The organism is Mesorhizobium sp. M4B.F.Ca.ET.017.02.2.1 (genome assembly GCF_003998955.1).
Lineage (GTDB): Bacteria > Pseudomonadota > Alphaproteobacteria > Rhizobiales > Rhizobiaceae > Mesorhizobium > Mesorhizobium abyssinicae.
The window spans coordinates 1-15829 of the sequence record NZ_RZOF01000121.1 but is presented as its reverse complement, the minus strand read 5'-3'; the positions used below and the strand labels follow the sequence as shown (position 1 = coordinate 15829).

The window sequence follows — 15829 nt, the reverse complement described above, 5'->3', positions numbered from 1 at the left end:
GCCTGGCTCAAGGCTAAGTGCTACGCGATCGACGAATACGATCTGCTTGGCGTCGAGCGCGAGGCGGGCAAGCCTGCCTTCGCCCTCCTGGCGGAGCGCGGCACCGGGCGCTATGTCGGCAGCGCCTTTATCACCCTGAATAGGGAAATGCGGGAACGCTTGTGGCAGCGCGCCCTGGAGCACGCAGGCACGGCGCCGAACGGCATGAAGCGGCCGGCGACGCAGTGGGTAAGGCCAGGGCTGATTGGCCGTGTGAAGCATCTGCGGGGCGAGGACGATTTGCGCCACGCGTCTTTGCAGGACTTCCGCGAGGTAGGGACACCCTAGAGGCGGTCATAGGGGAACAGGCTCTGAAGTATGGTGAGGGACGTTGACCGCCGCCTCACCAGCTTAGACGTGCGAAGGCCGCACCTTCCAATAAGGCGGCGGCATATTTCCGTCCTCGATAAGGATGTCCTTCTTCCGGGCAAAGGCGGCAAAGATTCCCCTGGCCGTCTCCGCGTCGATGTCTCCGACCAGTGCCGCCTTGCACGCGCGGATGGCAGCTTTCTGCTCGGGACTGTTGCCGCACCAATCGGTGGCAAACTGGTATGCGTCAACCACGGTGTTGAGCTGACGGGGAAACCCCATTCCAACCCAAACTCGGATCGGCTTTTCGAATGGCTTTGAGAGCATCGCGACCTCCATCGCGAGACTTCAAGCGGCTAGCCCACCGCGGCCGCCGACGCTGGCCATCCATGGCGGCGGTGCGCTCAGTTCTTCAAGAACCTTGGCTGATTTTGCGAAACCGCAGAAGGCCTCCCTTGCGGCGTTTCGCGGGTAATCGCTATCGAATGCCTTTTGGCAGGCTCGCAGCGCAGTGTCGTAAATCGGGCCGCGCCTATTTTTCGGCCATTCGTAGAGAAATTCCAGGGCGTCCTCGATGCATGCGATTTCCTGGATCAGGCTGTTTCCGCTCTTGACGAAAACAGGGCTGTCGAACATCCGGTCGTTCATAAGATCCTCCAAATCGAACGAACAATTGAGTGTCAGGAGGGCCGAGACCTACGGCAGTATCCCTAGCCCAGCGGCGATATGGGTTTGAGGACTTTTGTCGTCAAGAGTGCTCTGCAACCTCTATGAGCTTGCTGCATGGACCTCGCCCGAATAGGACCTCGCGAACCATGCTGATCGCCAACGGCGTGGCGACTTGGTTAGCAAGCGGATGCTAATATGGATAGCTTACCGTTGGCCCGCCGGGGTGGGAGCGTCGTTTGCGAACCGACCTGCATCGCAGGTATCTCCGGTCTGCTTTGGACAAGGGTCATATTCGCCTCGCTGTCAGACACCGCTTGCTGGCAAAGCCAGGCGCCCACCATGTTCGAAAGGTAAGCATGGCAGGCACCCGGGAAGACCGACGACGGAGTGGGTCGGATTTGTCGGCGGCCCCCGCAATCAATGGAGTAGCGGTTTGCTGGTTGCCGCATCCAGTCCTTTGCCTTTGTCGCTGCGACTTCAGTCGCAGCGGGCTTGCGACTGCAGTCCCCCATCGGAACGAATGACATCAGGCCCCGTTTTGCGGAGCATTGAAGTCGGAGGGATTTGCATCATGAACCGGCGAGCAGTGTCGTCTTTCGACTGCGAGGTCCTTCGGTGTGCCTTCGTAAGATCGGTCATCGAAGACGGAATTCCTGAAGACAGATGGGCGGCCCACGCCGCGCTTTTGATCCGCGAGCTTACCGGCAAAAAGGATGTCGACCAGCGCCTGTTGGATTGGGTTTTGCAAAGCAGCAGCGTTCCCCAGTTCCAGGCGAAATAGCTCAAGGCTTAGACCTTGCGATCGGACCGACTAGGAGGTTCTGTTCGAGCCTGCAGCGCGATGGAATAAGCAACGGCCGAGCAATGGAAACATGGCGGCCAAACTGAACCCGCCATTCGGGGTTCGGGTGGCTGGCCTCTCCGCAGGATTTCAGAGTCAAATCCAAAAAGCCCGCCGCCAAGGAGTTAGCGGCGGGCAGTTCAGGGTTGCCGCAGATGGAGGGGATGATCTCCTGCGACTTCTACCAATGGACTGGCGGGCCGTTGTTTCCCGTGTTCGGACCTCTGCGTGCGGCCATCGGACCTCAGTCGCCATTACCGGGGACGCCAACCAAGTTTCGTTCCTTGCTGCAAGCGCCCACCATGCTGAAAGGGACACATGGCGGGCACCCGTGATGACCGCCGATTAGGGGCTAGCTGTCGACGGTGCCCTACCAATGGGTTGCCGGGATGTTGGTTGCCGCGCCTGGGCCCTTTGCCGCCGGAGCTGAGACCTCAGTCGGACCAAGCCATAGACCGTGGCCCAAGCCCGGGAACGAATGCAGGCAGGCACCGTTGCGCAACGGAGGGATATCTATTTGGGAGAGGAACGATGGACGACAGAGACAACAGCGTTCTTGAGGCCCGGTGGCTGCTCGCCGTGCCCGCTTCACTGGTTCTCACAGTGCTCATTGCCGGCTTTCTGCTCGTGTAAACGGCCCATGGATCGATCCATTTTCCAGCGCAATTTTGACAGATCCAATGTCGGGGAACCGTGCGGCGGGGCATGCGTTTAGTCACGTCCCAAAAATCCCGTTGCCACCCATCCTTCAGATGGCAGCGGGGTTGCTGGATAGCCCGGTTTCCCTAACTCCTGTCACTCCGTGGAGGAGCAAAGCCGGGCTATTCGGTCCTACGCCGAATCGACTCGCTAACGTCACATTGCAGGAATACAATTCTCTCGTCGTCCGCACCCAACCGAGGCGAGCGGATGCTTGAAAGAGCAGATCACGCTTTCGCCCGGGTGAGGGAGAAAGCGTCATGGCTTTCAAAAAATACAGCAGCATATTCACGCCCGTCGATCTGGAGATTCTCCAGAGGGTTTTTGACCAATTATGCGCGGAGCGACGTCTGGCCCTCAAAGACCGGGAACAGAGGGAGCAGCTTGCCTACGAAGTCATCCAGGCGTTCGAGAACGGCATCTGCGACGAAGTCGCGTTGCGCCGGTTGTTTTCGAAACGCCGCGAGGCCATGGCCGAGTGAAAGCTCTCGGAGGCGACTTCACCGGACGCCTCCCGTTCCGGAGTTGCCCTCTTCCATCTCATCCGACAGAAGCCTGGCCAGATGGTCACGGCTCAAGCCCAGCGTTTGCTTCAGAACCACCAGGAAGGCGCGCGCCCTCTCTGTCGGCAGGCCGCTCTGCTCGGCCTGGGCGATGACCTCGAGCTGATGCTCCAACCGCTGTTCAATCTCGCGGATGTGCTGCTCGACCCTGGCGATGTCGTCCTTGATGCTCATGCCGCGAAGATAGCCCATTGGAGCTAGACTGACAGCCCTTCGTTCACGGAACGTCCGGCAGGCGTTCCTAGCTACGTTAGTTGTCGCTAAAGGCGCCGGGCTGGTCCTGTGCCGTTCCACCGGATGAACGCCACCTCCTTGCCGGTGACCTCCCGCACCGTCCTCAACAACGCCTCATGCAGAAGCTGGAGCGAGCGGTAGTGATCGCATTGCGGCGATATCAGCGGACCGACGATGCTCTTATGCAGCGCCTCCGCTGCCTGTAGGAACCGCTCCAAATCCGGACCGGATAGCTGCCTGGGCTTGTTGCGCCTGACCATTGCGACCCCCCGAGTCTCGCCTCATATAGGATAATAATCCTATATCGCTTAATGGCTGTAAAGAGGGTGGATAAGGCGGAGCGGTTACGCCGCGGAATGCGCCAGCTCAAGTCGCTCGGCTCGGGCCCAGCCTTGCCGCGGAATTTCAGGGAAACGACCGACGGGTCAGAATTCGCGCTTGAGAAGTTGGAAAAGCGACTCCTCGTCCGATACGCCGCTGGCGAAGATATCCATTATCTGTGCGGCCAAGGTATGCGCTTCGCGGGTGCCGGGCAGAATGGCGAGGTCTTGGCAGATGCGGTCATAGACCCTCTGCAGGAGGGCCATATCCTCCGGGTAAGCCACACCGCTGGTTTTGGTAGGATCGAACATCGCTTCCTGCCTCGTGCTGGGGCGGAAGCGCTCTGTTCGCTTGCTGTCGGCGATGCCCGTGTCAATTACCGCCGATGGTGGAGGATAGGCCGGTTGGGGGCCACGGCACTATAACAAATGATGGAGCGGACCGGACACCGGCCCTCTGCGCAGTTCGATCGGACTTCAGTCCAACTTCTCTTCCGGCGGCCGGGTCTGGGCAGCCGCGATGGCCGAGCGCAATGCCTCAATGGAACCAGTTCCGCCTCCCTCAGTTCCATTAGGACGTCTCTCGCGGGTTGGCGGCCAAAAATGGCTCGGCTGCCCGAGGCCCGAGGACAGTTTTTTGCCGGAGGAACCGATGTCGCTGCACACCCTTCATCCCGAACATGTCGATGAAACCCGCATGAATGCCTATTCGACTTTCGCCCCTGCCCTTCTCAATTCGCTGGCGCTGCGGCTGGCCCGCTGCCAGGGAACGAAGGAACTGGCGGAGGTGGAGAAGTCGCTCATCCGCCTTGTCGAAGACTCCGACGTCGCCGCGCCGCAGGTCGAGGCGATGAAGGAATTCGCGATCGAACTGGTGGTGTCGACGATGAAGAACGTCCGCGACCACCCAGACTCCAAGAGCGATCTCGAGGAGATCGCCGGCCGCCGCACCCAGGGCCGTTCGGAAAGTCCGGACACGCTCGAGGAGCAGTTGGAGGCGGGCCTGGAGGACAGTTTTCCGGCCAGCGATCCGCCGGCCGTGGTCTCCACCGCCATTTCCGGCGGCGCCAAGGAGATAGTCGGCACCGACGAGGTGCTGCGGCAGAAGAAGGAGGCCGCCGCCCGGGAGGCGCAGAAGAACGAATAGCCGTTCCGGAATTGGGTCAAGGCGAAGCGATATGGCGGTTCAGCCTAGCGCCAAAGCTCCAGGATGACTTCGACCGGAGCGACCTCGACATGATGTGAATATCTCTTGCTGAAGAGGCTGACGATGGCGTCGTAGGCCTCGTTCGAGGTGCTGCAGATCGCATCCTGAGCCAGGACCGTCCTGTAGCCGAAGTCGATCGCGCCTAGCAGCGTTGCCAGCACGCACATGTCGGCTTCGCCGCCACTCACGATCACCGTGTCGACGGCGTCGTCCGCCAGGGCCCGCTGCAGCCGGCCGCCAAACCAGGGCGAATAGACGAATTTGTCGAACTGGCGCGCGGGCGGAACGAACCGCCGCAGTTCCGGTGCAAGTTCGATGATGTCGGCGCCTGCGCGTTCGAGCGTCATGTCGGCCCAGCGCAAATAGTAGTCGCGCCACTGGCCGGTGCCATCGCCCGGCCTGCGGGCCGGAATGAACCGCGTGAAGACCGTTCTCGCTGGCTGCCTTTCGACAAGCTGGATCACCTTCGGCAATGTTTCGGGGAGCCAGTCGACGGCCCACGGGCCCGGCGGCATGAACATTTGCTGCATATCCACGCAGATGTGGATCGCATTTGCCGGAATCGGACGGAGGATCTCGTTCTTCGTATTCTCTGGCATCGCCTCTCCCGCGACCCGCGCGGCTTTCGACGGGTACCGCAGTCCGGCTCGTGCGACCTGCCGGGCTTCGTTGCAATGCGACGGCGCGGGCAAAGTTCCTGCGGGGGAACCTGATGCTTCGCGAAGGGTTCTCCTCCCAACAGGAAGGAGCACGCAATGAATAAGGACGACAAGGATGCTCGCGACAATACTGGCGCCACCGGCGCCGTTCCGCGGCGGCCCGGTGCGGGCCATGCTCCCGAGGCGACGGGGCTGCCCACCAAGGGCGGCGACGATCCGCTGGTGCGGTTCCTGGCGGAGAACACCGACCTTTCGCCGAAACAGGCCCGGGAACTCATCCGCGAGCACGGTCACGACCGGCAGCGGCTGCTGGAGATAGCGCGCACGATGAAGGCTGAGGGCTGAACCGAGGACCAGGCAAGGAAATAAGAGAATGAGCATGCTGTACCGCGCGGCCAGGATCGCGGAGGAGGCGCATCGGTCGCAGACCGACAAGACCGGCGGACCCTATATCGAGCACAGCCGCCGCGTCGCCGAACAGGTCGAGACGCTCGACCAGAAGATCGTCGCTTATCTGCATGACGTCGTCGAGAAAGGCGAAGGCTGGACCCTTGGCCGGTTAAGGACGGCGGGCTTCGGCTCGCCCGTCGTCGCCGCCGTCGATGCGCTGACGAGAAGGCTGGACGAGACCGAGCAAGGGTTCCTGTGCAGGGCCGCGTCGAACCGGCTTGCGCTGCCGGTCAAGCGGGCCGACCTGAACGACAATCTCTGGCAGGCGCGCCAGGCCGGTGTTTCGACCGCGAAATACGAAACCGGCCTGCGCGTCCTCAACCGGCTTCGCGGCGCCAAGACCATTCCACCAAAGAGACGAGCCGGGACGAGCAGAATCGGAACGAGGCTCGACGCCGGCCGTTCCCCTTGATCGGCATCTAATGGAGCAGAAAAATGCCACGCGGAGACAAATCGAAATACACCGACAAGCAGGAACGCAAGGCCGACCATATCGCCGAGGGCTACGAGCACCGCGGCGTATCCGAGAAGGAGGCCGAGCGGCGCGCCTGGGCGACCGTCAACAAGGACGATGGCGGCGGCAAGAAGGAAGGCGGCTCGGGACGCGGCAAGCACACCGGCAACCCGGCTGCGCACAAGGGCGGCAGGATGGGCGGCAAGGCCTCCGGCGAGAGGCCGGCGGCCAGCCGGTCGGCCTCGGCCAAGAAGGCGGCGGCGACCCGCAAGCGCAACGACAGCCACACGCATCATTAGGGGCCGACGCCGAAGCTAAGGCCGGCTGGACAGCGCCCCCCTCTGCCCAGCCGGGCATCTCCCCCACAAGGGGGGAGATTGGCAGTTCCGCCCTAAAGCGGCATCTCCGAGGTCTGCTTGATCGTCTGGCTGGGCACCTCGGTCTTGACGTTCTGCACGCCCTTGATGCGGCTGAGATGCTCCGACTGGAAGCGGCGGTATTCGTCGATGCCGGCGGCCACAACACGCACCATGGCGTCGCAGTCGCCGAGCATCAGGTAGCACTCCATCACCTCGGGCAGCTTGGCAGCTTCGGCGGCGAAATGCTCGATCGTGTCCTCGTCCTGCTGCTTCAGCCAGATGCGGGTGAAGAAGGTGTGGCCGCGGCCGACCTTGGCCGGATTGAGCACGGCGACATAGCGGTCGATGACGCCGGCCTCCTCCAGCAGCTTGACCCGTCTCAGGCACGGCGAGGGCGACAGGCCGACTTCCCGCGCCAGATCGTTGTTGGCCATGCGCCCGTCGCGCTGCAGGGCGCGCAGGATGCGTTTGTCGATCTCATCCAGCTTCATGGCTCATGATTCCATCTTTCTGCATGATTGCGATATCCGATGCCAATTCCTGGCAGAAAAGGCGAATCTTCGCAACCAAATTGCTCGGCGTTTGGCCTATGCTTACCGGCATACAGTCATCGACATCGGATGGTTCGGACGCAGGCGGCCGCGAGGCGCGCCCGGCTTCGTTAGCGCAAGGAGTCCCCATGAGCATCTCGCAAGCAAGCCTGACCCTGGACGAGGCGCCTTACCGCCAACGGTCCGAATTCCGGCGCGGCGTGGCCGCCTCCACGCCGGTGCTGCTCGGCATCGTTCCCTATGCGCTGGTGCTCGGCGCGCAGGCCGCGCAGAGAGGCCTGAGCGTCGCCGAGGTTCCGCTGATGACCGGCATGAACTTCGCCGGCGGCTCTGAGTTCGCGGCGATCCAGCTCTGGACCTCGCCGCCGCATATCCTCCTGATCGCTGCCATCACCTTGCTGGTCAACAGCCGCCATTTCCTGATGGGGGCGGCACTCGCACCGTTCCTGCGCGAGCTGCCCCTGCGCAAGGTGTTTCCGGCACTGTTCCTGATGTGCGACGAGAGCTGGGCGCTGGGCCTGGCGGATGCAAGGCAGAGGGCGGCCGCGGGCCTGAACCCGGCCTTCAGCCTGCCCTATTATGCCGGCACCGCCCTGCCCTTCTACCTCGCCTGGGTGGCCTTCACCACCGCCGGCGCAGCACTCGGCCCGGTGCTCGGCAATGTCGAGGATTACGGTTTCGCCATGGCCTTCCCGGCCGTGTTCCTGGTGCTGATGCGCGGCATGTGGAAGGGCTTTGCTGCAGCGCGGCCGTGGCTGGTCAGCCTGGTGGTGGCGGCGCTCACCTATCTCATCGTTCCCGGCGCCTGGTATGTGGCGGCCGGCGCGCTTTCCGGGCTGGTCGCGGCCTATATGTTTTCGGGAGACGAGCCATGATCGATCCGGCCAACCTCATCGCCATCGTGCTGATGGCCAGCGTCACCTATCTGACCAGGATCGGCGGCTATGTCGTGCTGCGCAACCGCACGCTCGGCCGCCGCGCCACGGCGGTGATGGAAGCCGCGCCCGGCTGCGTGCTGATCTCGGTGATTGCGCCGGATTTCGTCTCGAAGAACCCCGCCGACCTGACAGCGCTCGCCATCACGCTGCTCGCCGCAACCCGGCTTTCGATGCTGCCGACCGTGGTGATCGGCGTTGCGTCGTCCGGGGTGTTGCGGTGGTTGATGGGATAGTCACCTAGGCTGGCGGGACAGCACCCTCTGCCCTGCCGGGCATCTCCCCCACGAGGGGGAGATTGGCAGTTTCAGCGCCATGGCTCAGGCGTCGCCGCCACCTTCATGGCCGCCGCCGTCGCCGCCGCCGTCGCCGCCACCATCACCGCCGCCACCGTCACCGCCGCTGCCGCCGTCACCGCCACCATCGCCACCGCTACCACCATCGCCGCCATCATGGCCATCGCCTTCATGATCGCCGCTCTCGTGATCACCATCGTGGTCGCCGTCGCCCTGGTCGCCCTCATGCGAGCCGGCGCCGGCGCCCTCGCCCTGGTGATCGCCCTTATGATCGCCCTTGTCGCCTTCATGGCTGGCGGTGGTGCCTTCGTCGACTTCGTCGGGCAGCGTCGCCGTTGCCGGGCCGCCATGGTCCGAGAACTCGCCCGCGAGGGATTGCTGCGCCGCGAGAATGCCGAACAGGCCGACCGAGGCGGCCAGCAGCAAAGGAAAAGGCTTCATCATCGTCTCCCACCCGGCACGCGGCCGCCATTGTCGATGGCGGATCATCTGTCCGGCCGGATTACGGCGCCCTTAAATGCGTAGCTTCAATTTTAGCAGTCGCTTATTTTCGTGACCCGATGAGGAAGCCGCCTACCAGGCCTGCCGTCCTTACGCGCAACCGTTCAGCGGCCGTAGAGACCGATCTCGTCCGGCTGGATCGGGCCGGCGGCTTTCCCCTCGCCCTTGGCGGGATCGCTTGCCTGCTTGCTCAGCGCCGCGTCCAGCCTGTCGCCGTCGCTGCCTTGCGGATCGATGATCGCATTGACGAGCGTGTCGAGCGAAACGCCGAGCTGGTCCAACCCCAACTTCTTTTCGATCGCGATGATCTCGGAAGCGGATTTCTGTTTCAACGCCTCGACCGCGTTCTTGACGGCCGTGCCGTAGGAAAACAGGGACTGGTAGTCGCCCTGGTCGATGCCGAATTCCTTGCCGACGCGCTCCATCAGCCGGACCTTCATTGCCGTGATGTTGAGGCTGTTCACGCTGAACATGGATCCGGAGATCCTGGCCTGCGCCTGCATCAGAGGCGAGCCTGAGCCGGAACCCTCGGGACTGGAAACGCCATTGATGCCGGCGGCGAGACTGTCTTCAGCCGCCGCCGATTGCGGGCGTTGCTGCTGCAGGATCAGCAGGGCGGCGTTGTTCAGCGCGGACAGTGAGGACATTGCCGGTCTCTCGGGCACGCCCGTTCGTCATGCAACGGGGCACCGCACATCGAGCCAAGACATCATGCCTTGAGCGGAACAATCGGTCCGGCAGAGCATTAGCCTGACCCCGATTAAGAATTTCTTAGGCCGACCGGGTCAACCGAGCCGGAAGGGCCGCCTCGCCAACCGCCCTGGCGACGATCGCCTCCAGCGCCTCCGGCCGGTGCAGCAGAAAGCCCTGGCCGTAGGCGACGCCCATGTCGCGAAGGATGTCCATCGCCACCCGCTGTTCGACCTTCTCGGCCACGACGCTGCAGCCGAGGCTCCTGGCGATGCCGGAAATCGCCGAGACGATCTCGCGGTCGAAGCGGCTCTCGGCGATGTGCTCGACGAAGGAGCCGTCGATCTTGATGGCGTCGACCGGAAAGCGCCTGAGATATTCGAACGAGCTCATGCCGGCGCCGAAATCGTCGAGGCTGACCCGGCAATGCCGCTCGCGCGCCTTGCGCACGAAGGCCTCGGCGGCGTCGAAATTGGTGACGGCGGCGGTCTCGGTGATCTCGAAGCCGATGCCGGCCGGCGGCGCGCCGGTCTCGGCGATGACGGCATCGACGAACTCCCAGAGCTGCGGGTCGCTCAGCGTCTGCGCCGAAAGGTTGAAGCCGAGCGAAATGGCGCCCGAGCGCATCGCCGGACCATGCATTTCCAGCGCCGCCCTGACGATCCAGCGGTCGAGCCTGGAAGCGATGCCGAAGCGCTCCGCCACCGAAATGAACTCGCCGGGCGGGATCATCTTGCCGTTGCGGGCGGAAAGCCTGGCCAGCACCTCGACCTGGCGGCTGTAGCGCCAGGGCTGGCCGAGCCGATGGATCTGCTGGCCGAACAGTTTCAGCCTGCCGTCCTCCATGGCATCGACGAGGTCGGCGGCAAGCCGCGCCGCGTTGAGGCCGCCGGAGCCGGAAGCCGTCTCGGCCGAGAACACCGCGAAGCGGTTGCGGCCGGCGGCCTTGGCCGCGTAGCAGGCGTCGTCGGCGCAGGCCAGTGCATCGGCTACCGTGGTGTCGCGATGGGCGACGAAGGCGATGCCGATGCTGGCCGCGAGCCTTCGCGTCGTGGCGCCGAGCTCTGCGTCGCGCACGGCGGCAAGCACCGCGCCGGCCAGCCGCTCGGCCTCGGCCTGGCCGCAGTTCGGCACCAGCAGCGCGAACTCGTCGCCGCCAAGGCGTGCAGCGTGCGCCGATGACGGCAGGCTGGCGAGGATGCCGGCGGCGATGCTCTTCAGCGCGAGGTCGCCGGCGGCATGGCCGGCGAAGTCGTTCAGCGCCTTGAAGTAGTCGAGGTCGACATAGAAGACGGCGAGCGGCAGCCGGCGCTGCGTGGCGATGTGGTCAGCCAGTAGTCGGTCGAAGGCGGCGCGGTTGAGCAGGCCGGTCAGGGCGTCGTGGTTGGCGGCGTAGGTGAGTTCCTGCGAGCGCTTCTTGTCCTCGGTGATGTCGCGCACGGTGCCGAGGATCTGGCCGGCGCCGCCGGCGCAGGCGATGAAGCGGACCAGCGATTCAAGGTGGCGGATCTCGCCGTCGCGCCTGATGATGCGGTATTGCGAAGCGGTTACCGCCTCCGATCCGGGCGGCGGCAGGTGCGCCCGCTCGGTGGCCTCCTTGTCATCGGGATGCAGATAGGTGTGCCAGAGGCCGGCCGAGACCTCGTCGGTATCGCTGACCAGGCCGAAGATTTCCCGGCTGCGGGCATCCCAGAAGCTCTTGTTGGTGGCGATGTCATAGTGCCAGATGCCGGTGCCACTGGCGGCGAGCGCCAGCCGGAAGCGCACATTGACCTCATCGAGTGCCGCCTCGGCCTGTTTTCGCCGGGTGATATCGGTCTGCACGCCCATCAGCCGCAGCGCCCGGCCCTCGGCGTCGCGCTCGACGATGCCGCCGCGGTCGAGCACCCAGACCCAGTGGCCATCCTTGTGCCTGAGGCGCAGCTCCGTCTCGATGGACTCCGTCAGGCCGGCGATGTGGCGCTCGCCGCTGGCCAGCGCCCGCTCGCGGTCGTCGGGATGGGTGAGCGTCAGCCAGAGATCCGCCGTGGCGGCAAGCTCGCCCTCGGCGTAGCCGAGCATCTTCAACCAGGTCGGCGAGTAGTAGCAATCGCCGCTGGCGACGTTCCAGTCCCAGACGCCGAGATGAGCACGTTCCAGCGCCAGCGCCCAGAACTCCCCCTTGCGTGTCTTGTCGTCCGCCATGCCCGGTTTTTATCCGCCCTGTTGCAGGGCAGTGTGCACAAAACCAGAGAAGAAACCGTTACCGCCTGGATCAGGCCGGGCGCGGCCTGCGATAGGCCTCATCGACGATGCGCAGCGTGCCGGGCATGGCCGCGAGCGCCGACAGCAGCGCGCTGTTGTCAAAACCGTAGACGCTTGGCTGCAGCACGGCGCGATCGATGCCATAGGCGTCCATGATCCGGCGGTAGTCCTGGACCGTGACCATCGCCGGCGTGTAGCCGCGCCGGGTCGAGCGGACAGGCCGAGGCGAAGACATGGGCATGGGCGTCGCAACTGCCTTCCGGCAGGCGCAGGGCGGTGCGCCGCGCCGGCGCCAGCGGCGGCAGGCACTGCCGGGCTCCGTCCCCGCCGGGAGATGCGCGGCGCTCATTCGGGGCCCTCCGCGGCGACGCCGGACGCGGTCAGGAAATCGAAGTCGCAGCCCTGGTCGGCCTGCAGCACGTGGTCGTGGTAGAGCCGGGCATAGCCTCGCGCCGGCCGCTCCACCGCCGGGCGGGCAATCGCCGCCCGGCGCGCCAGTTCGGCGTCGTCGACCAGCATGTCGATGCGCCGCGCCGGCACATCGAGGCGGATCATGTCTCCATTCTGCAGCAAAGCGAGCGGACCGCCGGCGGCCGCCTCCGGCGAGATATGCAGCACCACCGTGCCGAAGGCGGTGCCGCTCATCCTGGCATCCGAGAGACGCACCATGTCCTTCACCCCGAGCGCCGCCAGCTTCTTCGGGATCGGGATGTAGCCGGCCTCGGGCATGCCGGGCGCGCCGCGCGGTCCGGCATTGCGCAGCACAAGCACGTCGTCCGCGGTGACGTCGAGCGCCGGATCGTCGATGCGCTCGGCCAGGTCGGCGACGGATTCGAAGACGACGGCGCGCCCGCTGTGCCGCATCAGCGCCGGCGAGGCAGCGGAATGCTTGATGACCGCGCCGCGCGGACAGAGATTTCCCGACAGCACGGCCATGGCGCCCTGCCCAGTCACCGGCCGGCCGAGCGGCCGGATGACGTCCTGCGCATGCATGTCCCCGGGCTTCATGACCCGGTCGCCGAGCGTGCCGCCCTCGACCATGGGCGTCGTCAGGTCGAGGACATCGACGAGCTCGGCCAGCAGCCTGGGCACGCCGCCGGCCTGGTGGAAATGCTCCATGTAGTGTTCGCCAGACGGCTTCAGGTCAACCAGCACCGGTACCTCGCGGCCGATCCTGTCGAACTCGGCGAGATCGACCGGATGCCCGGCCCGGCCGGCGATCGCGGCGAGATGGATGATGCCGTTGGTCGAGCCGCCGATCGCCTGCATGACGACCATGGCGTTGCGTATCGATGCCGGCGTGACGATGGCGCCGGGCAGCGGTGCGCCGGAGACGGCAAGCGTGGCGGCGGCGCGTCCGCTCGCTTCCGCCGAGCGGACGCGCTCGGCATGGGGCGCCGGAATGGAGGCGGCGAAAGGCAGCGAGAAGCCCATCACCTCGGCGACGATCGCCATGGTGCTGGCGGTGCCCATGACCATGCAGGTGCCGACCGAGGGCGCCAGCCTGCCATTGACGAGGTCGATCTCGGCGGCGTCGATATCGCCGGCGCGGTGGCTCGACCACAGGCGCCGGCAGTCGGTGCAGGCGCCCAGCGTCTCGCCCTTGTGGTGGCCGACGACCATCGAGCCGACCGGCACCACGACCGTCGGCAGGTCAGCGCTGATCGCGCCCATGATCTGCGCCGGCAAGGTCTTGTCGCAGCCGCCGATGACGACCACCGCGTCCATCGGCTGCGCTCGGATCATCTCCTCGGTGTCCATCGCCATCAGGTTGCGCAACACCATGGAGGTCGGGTGGGCGAAGGATTCGTGAATGGAGATGGTCGGGAACACCATCGGCAGCGCACCCGAAAGCATGACGCCGCGCTTGACCGCCTCGATCAGCTGCGGCGCGTTGCCGTGGCAGGGATTGTAGTCGCTGGCGGTGTCGACGATGCCGACGATCGGCCGCTCCAGCGCGTCGTCCGAATAGCCGGCCGCCTTGATGAAGGCCTTGCGCAGGAACAGCGAGAAGGCTGCGTCGCCGTAGCTGGTCACTCCCTTCCTGAGGCCGCGATACGCCAATCGACACCTTTGGGCTGAAACTCACGCTGACTGCGGGCGCCCGGGTGGGCTGCCGCTGACCGGAATCATAGGCCAACGGCTCATATTGTCAATAATTATGAACTATACTCCGGCGGGAATACCCAAGATATGGGCGGTTTTGACTTGCTATGCGTGTAGTATTATCGATTATCGTGACCGTTCCCTGCAGTTGCGGAAAGGCTCTGTCTGCGGCTAGAGTGACCGCAAAGGACGCGGCAAGGACAAGGGAATGCTCCACGTGGCAGACTATGGCGGCAAGGAAGCCGACGTCGTGCGGGCGCTGGAGGAGGACATCATCTTCGGCCGCCTGGCGCCCGGCACGCGTTTGGTCGAGGACGTGCTGCTTGGCCGCTTCCCGGTGTCGCGCCACACCATCCGCCAGGCGCTCTATCAGCTGGAGAAGCTCGGCGTCGTCACCCGCGAGCGCAACAAGGGCGCGATGGTGAGGCGGCTATCGCCGGAAGAGGTGCGCCAGATCTACGAAGTGCGCGAGCTCTTGCAGCGGCAGGCGGCGCTGATGATCCCGCTGCCGGCAAGCGATGCGCTGATCGACGAGTTGATGGAGATCCACCGGATCTACAGCGCCCATGTCGACGCCCACTATTTACGCGGCATCCACGAGGCCAACGACCGTTTCCACCTCACCATGTTCTCGGCCTGCGGCAACGACTATCTGGTGTCGTCGATCGACCATTACATGCGGCTCAGCCTGCCGGTGCGGGCGAACTCGCTCGCCGACCCGGACAAGCTCGAAGTCTCGCGCCAGCACCACTGGTTCATGATCGAGGCGATGAAGCGCCGGGACAATTGGGTGCTGGCGCAGCTCTGCGTCGACCATCTGCAGCCGAGCAAGATGTTTTATCTCGAGGAGATCGAGAAGGCGGATGGGGTGTAGGAGCCCCTATGACCCTGCCGCCAGCCGCCGCCGCGCCACTGCAGCATGGAATCGCGCGCCGTGCAGCAGGCCTTCGTCGTTGAAGTCGTAGGACGGGTTGTGCAGCGGCGCGCTGGCGCCATTGCCCAGGAAGACGAAGCAGCCGGGCACGTGGACGAGGAAGCGGGCGAAATCCTCCGAGCCGGTCATCGGCTCCGCCGCGGCGCCGACGGCGTCGTCGGCCAGCACGCTTCGGGCCGCGACAAAAGCCTCGTCGACAAGGCCGGCGTCGTTGACCAGCGGCACGAACTCGCGCGTGTAAGTGACGTCGGCAGCAACGTTATAGGCCTGCGCGGTGCCCTGGGCGATGCGGCGCATCTCGCTTTCGATCGCCGCGCTCACCTCGGGGCGGAAGCTCCTGGCGTCGCCGAGGATGCGGGCAAAGCCGGGCAGCGCGTTGCGGGTGCCGTCGGTGATCAGCTCGGTGACCGAGACGACGCCGATGTCGGCAGGGCTCAAGCGGCGCGAGACGATGGTCTGCAGATTGACGACCAGCGCGCAGGCGGCGACCAGCGTCTCCTGGCCGGCATGCGGACGCGCGGCATGGCCGCCGACACCCTTCAGCACGATCTCGAAATTGTCCTCGGCCGACATGATCGGCCCGACGCGGGTCTCGAAATGGCCGATGGGCAGGCCCGGCATATTGTGCAGGCCGAAGATCTCCTCGAAGGGGAAGCGCTCGAGGAGCCCGTCGTCCAGCATGGCGAGCGCACCCCTGCCCCACTCCTCGGCCGGCTGGAAGATGAAGCGCACCGTGCCGTCGAAGCCGCCTTCTGCGGCAAGCAGCTGT

The 15829-nt window shown here is 64.9% G+C and carries 20 protein-coding genes and 2 pseudogenes; 9 read left to right on the top strand and 13 right to left on the bottom strand.

Features of this window, described 5'->3' with window-relative positions; all coding sequences use genetic code 11:
- Window positions 1-327: pseudogene (locus tag EN738_RS16475) on the top strand (ATP-dependent DNA ligase); the annotation flags it as partial.
- A gap of 63 nt (window positions 328-390) precedes the next feature.
- Here EN738_RS16475 and EN738_RS16470 read toward each other — a convergent pair.
- Both EN738_RS16470 and EN738_RS16465 read right to left on the bottom strand, forming a co-directional pair.
- A complete protein-coding gene (locus tag EN738_RS16470) occupies window positions 391-675 on the bottom strand; it encodes a DUF982 domain-containing protein (protein WP_127284592.1) in 285 nt (94 codons plus the stop codon).
- Between the two features lie 21 nt (window positions 676-696).
- Entirely contained in the window at window positions 697-996 is a 300-nt protein-coding gene (locus EN738_RS16465; protein ID WP_127284591.1) for a DUF982 domain-containing protein, read from the bottom strand.
- Between the two features lie 1821 nt (window positions 997-2817).
- Between EN738_RS16465 and EN738_RS16460 the strand changes: the two genes are divergently transcribed.
- Entirely contained in the window at window positions 2818-3039 is a 222-nt protein-coding gene (locus EN738_RS16460; protein ID WP_189340404.1) for a hypothetical protein, read from the top strand.
- Between the two features lie 18 nt (window positions 3040-3057).
- On the opposite strand, the gene EN738_RS35525 is transcribed toward EN738_RS16460, so the two are convergent.
- The 3 genes from EN738_RS35525 to EN738_RS16450 all read right to left on the bottom strand — a co-directional run bounded on the left by EN738_RS35525 (window position 3058) and on the right by EN738_RS16450 (window position 3986).
- Window positions 3058-3294 carry a hypothetical protein gene (locus EN738_RS35525; RefSeq protein ID WP_127393308.1) on the bottom strand — a complete coding sequence of 79 codons (237 nt, stop codon included), beginning with the start codon at window positions 3292-3294 and terminating at the stop codon, window positions 3058-3060.
- Window positions 3295-3380: 86 nt separating this feature from the next.
- Window positions 3381-3614, bottom strand: coding sequence for a hypothetical protein (locus EN738_RS16455; RefSeq protein WP_127284590.1), 234 nt, complete (start codon window positions 3612-3614; stop codon window positions 3381-3383).
- A 165-nt stretch (window positions 3615-3779) separates the two neighbouring features.
- Complete coding sequence (locus EN738_RS16450; protein ID WP_127284589.1) at window positions 3780-3986, bottom strand: hypothetical protein; 207 nt, start codon at window positions 3984-3986, stop codon at window positions 3780-3782.
- A gap of 340 nt (window positions 3987-4326) precedes the next feature.
- Between EN738_RS16450 and EN738_RS16445 the strand changes: the two genes are divergently transcribed.
- Window positions 4327-4821, top strand: coding sequence for a hypothetical protein (locus tag EN738_RS16445; RefSeq protein WP_127284588.1), 495 nt, complete (start codon window positions 4327-4329; stop codon window positions 4819-4821).
- A gap of 44 nt (window positions 4822-4865) precedes the next feature.
- Here the strand turns inward: EN738_RS16445 and EN738_RS16440 are convergent, their stop codons facing one another.
- Entirely contained in the window at window positions 4866-5573 is a 708-nt protein-coding gene (locus EN738_RS16440) for an isochorismatase family cysteine hydrolase (RefSeq protein WP_245494562.1), read from the bottom strand.
- Window positions 5574-5636: 63 nt separating this feature from the next.
- Between EN738_RS16440 and EN738_RS16435 the strand changes: the two genes are divergently transcribed.
- The 3 genes and pseudogenes from EN738_RS16435 (at window position 5637) to EN738_RS16425 (ending at window position 6743) form a co-directional block, all read left to right on the top strand.
- A complete protein-coding gene (locus tag EN738_RS16435; RefSeq protein ID WP_127284587.1) occupies window positions 5637-5885 on the top strand; it encodes a hypothetical protein in 249 nt (82 codons plus the stop codon).
- Between the two features lie 28 nt (window positions 5886-5913).
- A pseudogene (locus EN738_RS16430) lies at window positions 5914-6327 on the top strand (HD domain-containing protein); the annotation flags it as partial.
- A gap of 98 nt (window positions 6328-6425) precedes the next feature.
- Window positions 6426-6743: a plasmid stabilization protein gene (locus tag EN738_RS16425; RefSeq protein WP_127284585.1), complete on the top strand. Its 318-nt coding sequence runs from the start codon at window positions 6426-6428 to the stop codon at window positions 6741-6743.
- A gap of 92 nt (window positions 6744-6835) precedes the next feature.
- Here the strand turns inward: EN738_RS16425 and EN738_RS16420 are convergent, their stop codons facing one another.
- A complete protein-coding gene (locus tag EN738_RS16420; RefSeq protein WP_127284584.1) occupies window positions 6836-7294 on the bottom strand; it encodes an Lrp/AsnC family transcriptional regulator in 459 nt (152 codons plus the stop codon).
- Between the two features lie 188 nt (window positions 7295-7482).
- On the opposite strand from EN738_RS16420, the gene EN738_RS16415 reads away from it, so the two are divergent.
- Together EN738_RS16415 and EN738_RS16410 are read left to right on the top strand one after the other, a co-directional pair.
- Entirely contained in the window at window positions 7483-8229 is a 747-nt protein-coding gene (locus EN738_RS16415) for an AzlC family ABC transporter permease (protein WP_127284583.1), read from the top strand.
- On the top strand, window positions 8226-8525 hold the full coding sequence (locus EN738_RS16410) for an AzlD family protein (protein WP_127284582.1): 300 nt from the start codon (window positions 8226-8228) through the stop codon (window positions 8523-8525). The genes EN738_RS16415 and EN738_RS16410 overlap by 4 nt, the downstream gene beginning before the upstream one ends.
- 84 nt (window positions 8526-8609) lie before the next feature.
- On the opposite strand, the gene EN738_RS35520 is transcribed toward EN738_RS16410, so the two are convergent.
- From EN738_RS35520 to EN738_RS16385, 5 genes are all read right to left on the bottom strand, one after another.
- Complete coding sequence (locus EN738_RS35520) at window positions 8610-9026, bottom strand: hypothetical protein (protein WP_189605870.1); 417 nt, start codon at window positions 9024-9026, stop codon at window positions 8610-8612.
- A gap of 164 nt (window positions 9027-9190) precedes the next feature.
- Window positions 9191-9733, bottom strand: a complete 543-nt coding sequence (locus EN738_RS16400; RefSeq protein WP_127284580.1) for a hypothetical protein — start codon at window positions 9731-9733, stop codon at window positions 9191-9193.
- A 124-nt stretch (window positions 9734-9857) separates the two neighbouring features.
- Window positions 9858-11960 carry an EAL domain-containing protein gene (locus EN738_RS16395; protein WP_127284579.1) on the bottom strand — a complete coding sequence of 701 codons (2103 nt, stop codon included), beginning with the start codon at window positions 11958-11960 and terminating at the stop codon, window positions 9858-9860.
- Between the two features lie 70 nt (window positions 11961-12030).
- A complete protein-coding gene (locus EN738_RS16390) occupies window positions 12031-12255 on the bottom strand; it encodes a hypothetical protein (RefSeq protein WP_145966861.1) in 225 nt (74 codons plus the stop codon).
- 110 nt (window positions 12256-12365) lie between these two features.
- A complete protein-coding gene (locus EN738_RS16385) occupies window positions 12366-14057 on the bottom strand; it encodes a dihydroxy-acid dehydratase (protein WP_127284577.1) in 1692 nt (563 codons plus the stop codon).
- Window positions 14058-14334: 277 nt separating this feature from the next.
- Here EN738_RS16385 and EN738_RS16380 point away from each other — a divergent pair, with 277 nt between their 5' ends.
- The gene (locus EN738_RS16380; protein WP_127284576.1) at window positions 14335-15000 is read left to right on the top strand and encodes a GntR family transcriptional regulator; all 666 of its coding nucleotides are present in this window, start codon (window positions 14335-14337) and stop codon (window positions 14998-15000) included.
- A gap of 6 nt (window positions 15001-15006) precedes the next feature.
- On the opposite strand, the gene EN738_RS16375 is transcribed toward EN738_RS16380, so the two are convergent.
- Window positions 15007-15829: amidohydrolase (locus EN738_RS16375; protein ID WP_127284575.1), on the bottom strand; the 823-nt coding region annotated here is incomplete at its 5' end.

Coding starts and splice junctions, on each gene's coding strand:
- EN738_RS16470 (WP_127284592.1), bottom strand. CDS start 675: ATGCTCTCAAAGCCATTCGAAAAGCCGATCCGAGTTTGGGTTGGAATG.
- EN738_RS16465 (WP_127284591.1), bottom strand. CDS start 996: ATGAACGACCGGATGTTCGACAGCCCTGTTTTCGTCAAGAGCGGAAAC.
- EN738_RS16460 (WP_189340404.1), top strand. CDS start 2,818: ATGGCTTTCAAAAAATACAGCAGCATATTCACGCCCGTCGATCTGGAG.
- EN738_RS35525 (WP_127393308.1), bottom strand. CDS start 3,294: ATGAGCATCAAGGACGACATCGCCAGGGTCGAGCAGCACATCCGCGAG.
- EN738_RS16455 (WP_127284590.1), bottom strand. CDS start 3,614: ATGGTCAGGCGCAACAAGCCCAGGCAGCTATCCGGTCCGGATTTGGAG.
- EN738_RS16450 (WP_127284589.1), bottom strand. CDS start 3,986: ATGTTCGATCCTACCAAAACCAGCGGTGTGGCTTACCCGGAGGATATG.
- EN738_RS16445 (WP_127284588.1), top strand. CDS start 4,327: ATGTCGCTGCACACCCTTCATCCCGAACATGTCGATGAAACCCGCATG.
- EN738_RS16435 (WP_127284587.1), top strand. CDS start 5,637: ATGAATAAGGACGACAAGGATGCTCGCGACAATACTGGCGCCACCGGC.
- EN738_RS16425 (WP_127284585.1), top strand. CDS start 6,426: ATGCCACGCGGAGACAAATCGAAATACACCGACAAGCAGGAACGCAAG.
- EN738_RS16420 (WP_127284584.1), bottom strand. CDS start 7,294: ATGAAGCTGGATGAGATCGACAAACGCATCCTGCGCGCCCTGCAGCGC.
- EN738_RS16415 (WP_127284583.1), top strand. CDS start 7,483: ATGAGCATCTCGCAAGCAAGCCTGACCCTGGACGAGGCGCCTTACCGC.
- EN738_RS16410 (WP_127284582.1), top strand. CDS start 8,226: ATGATCGATCCGGCCAACCTCATCGCCATCGTGCTGATGGCCAGCGTC.
- EN738_RS35520 (WP_189605870.1), bottom strand. CDS start 9,026: ATGAAGCCTTTTCCTTTGCTGCTGGCCGCCTCGGTCGGCCTGTTCGGC.
- EN738_RS16400 (WP_127284580.1), bottom strand. CDS start 9,733: ATGTCCTCACTGTCCGCGCTGAACAACGCCGCCCTGCTGATCCTGCAG.
- EN738_RS16395 (WP_127284579.1), bottom strand. CDS start 11,960: ATGGCGGACGACAAGACACGCAAGGGGGAGTTCTGGGCGCTGGCGCTG.
- EN738_RS16390 (WP_145966861.1), bottom strand. CDS start 12,255: ATGTCTTCGCCTCGGCCTGTCCGCTCGACCCGGCGCGGCTACACGCCG.
- EN738_RS16380 (WP_127284576.1), top strand. CDS start 14,335: ATGCTCCACGTGGCAGACTATGGCGGCAAGGAAGCCGACGTCGTGCGG.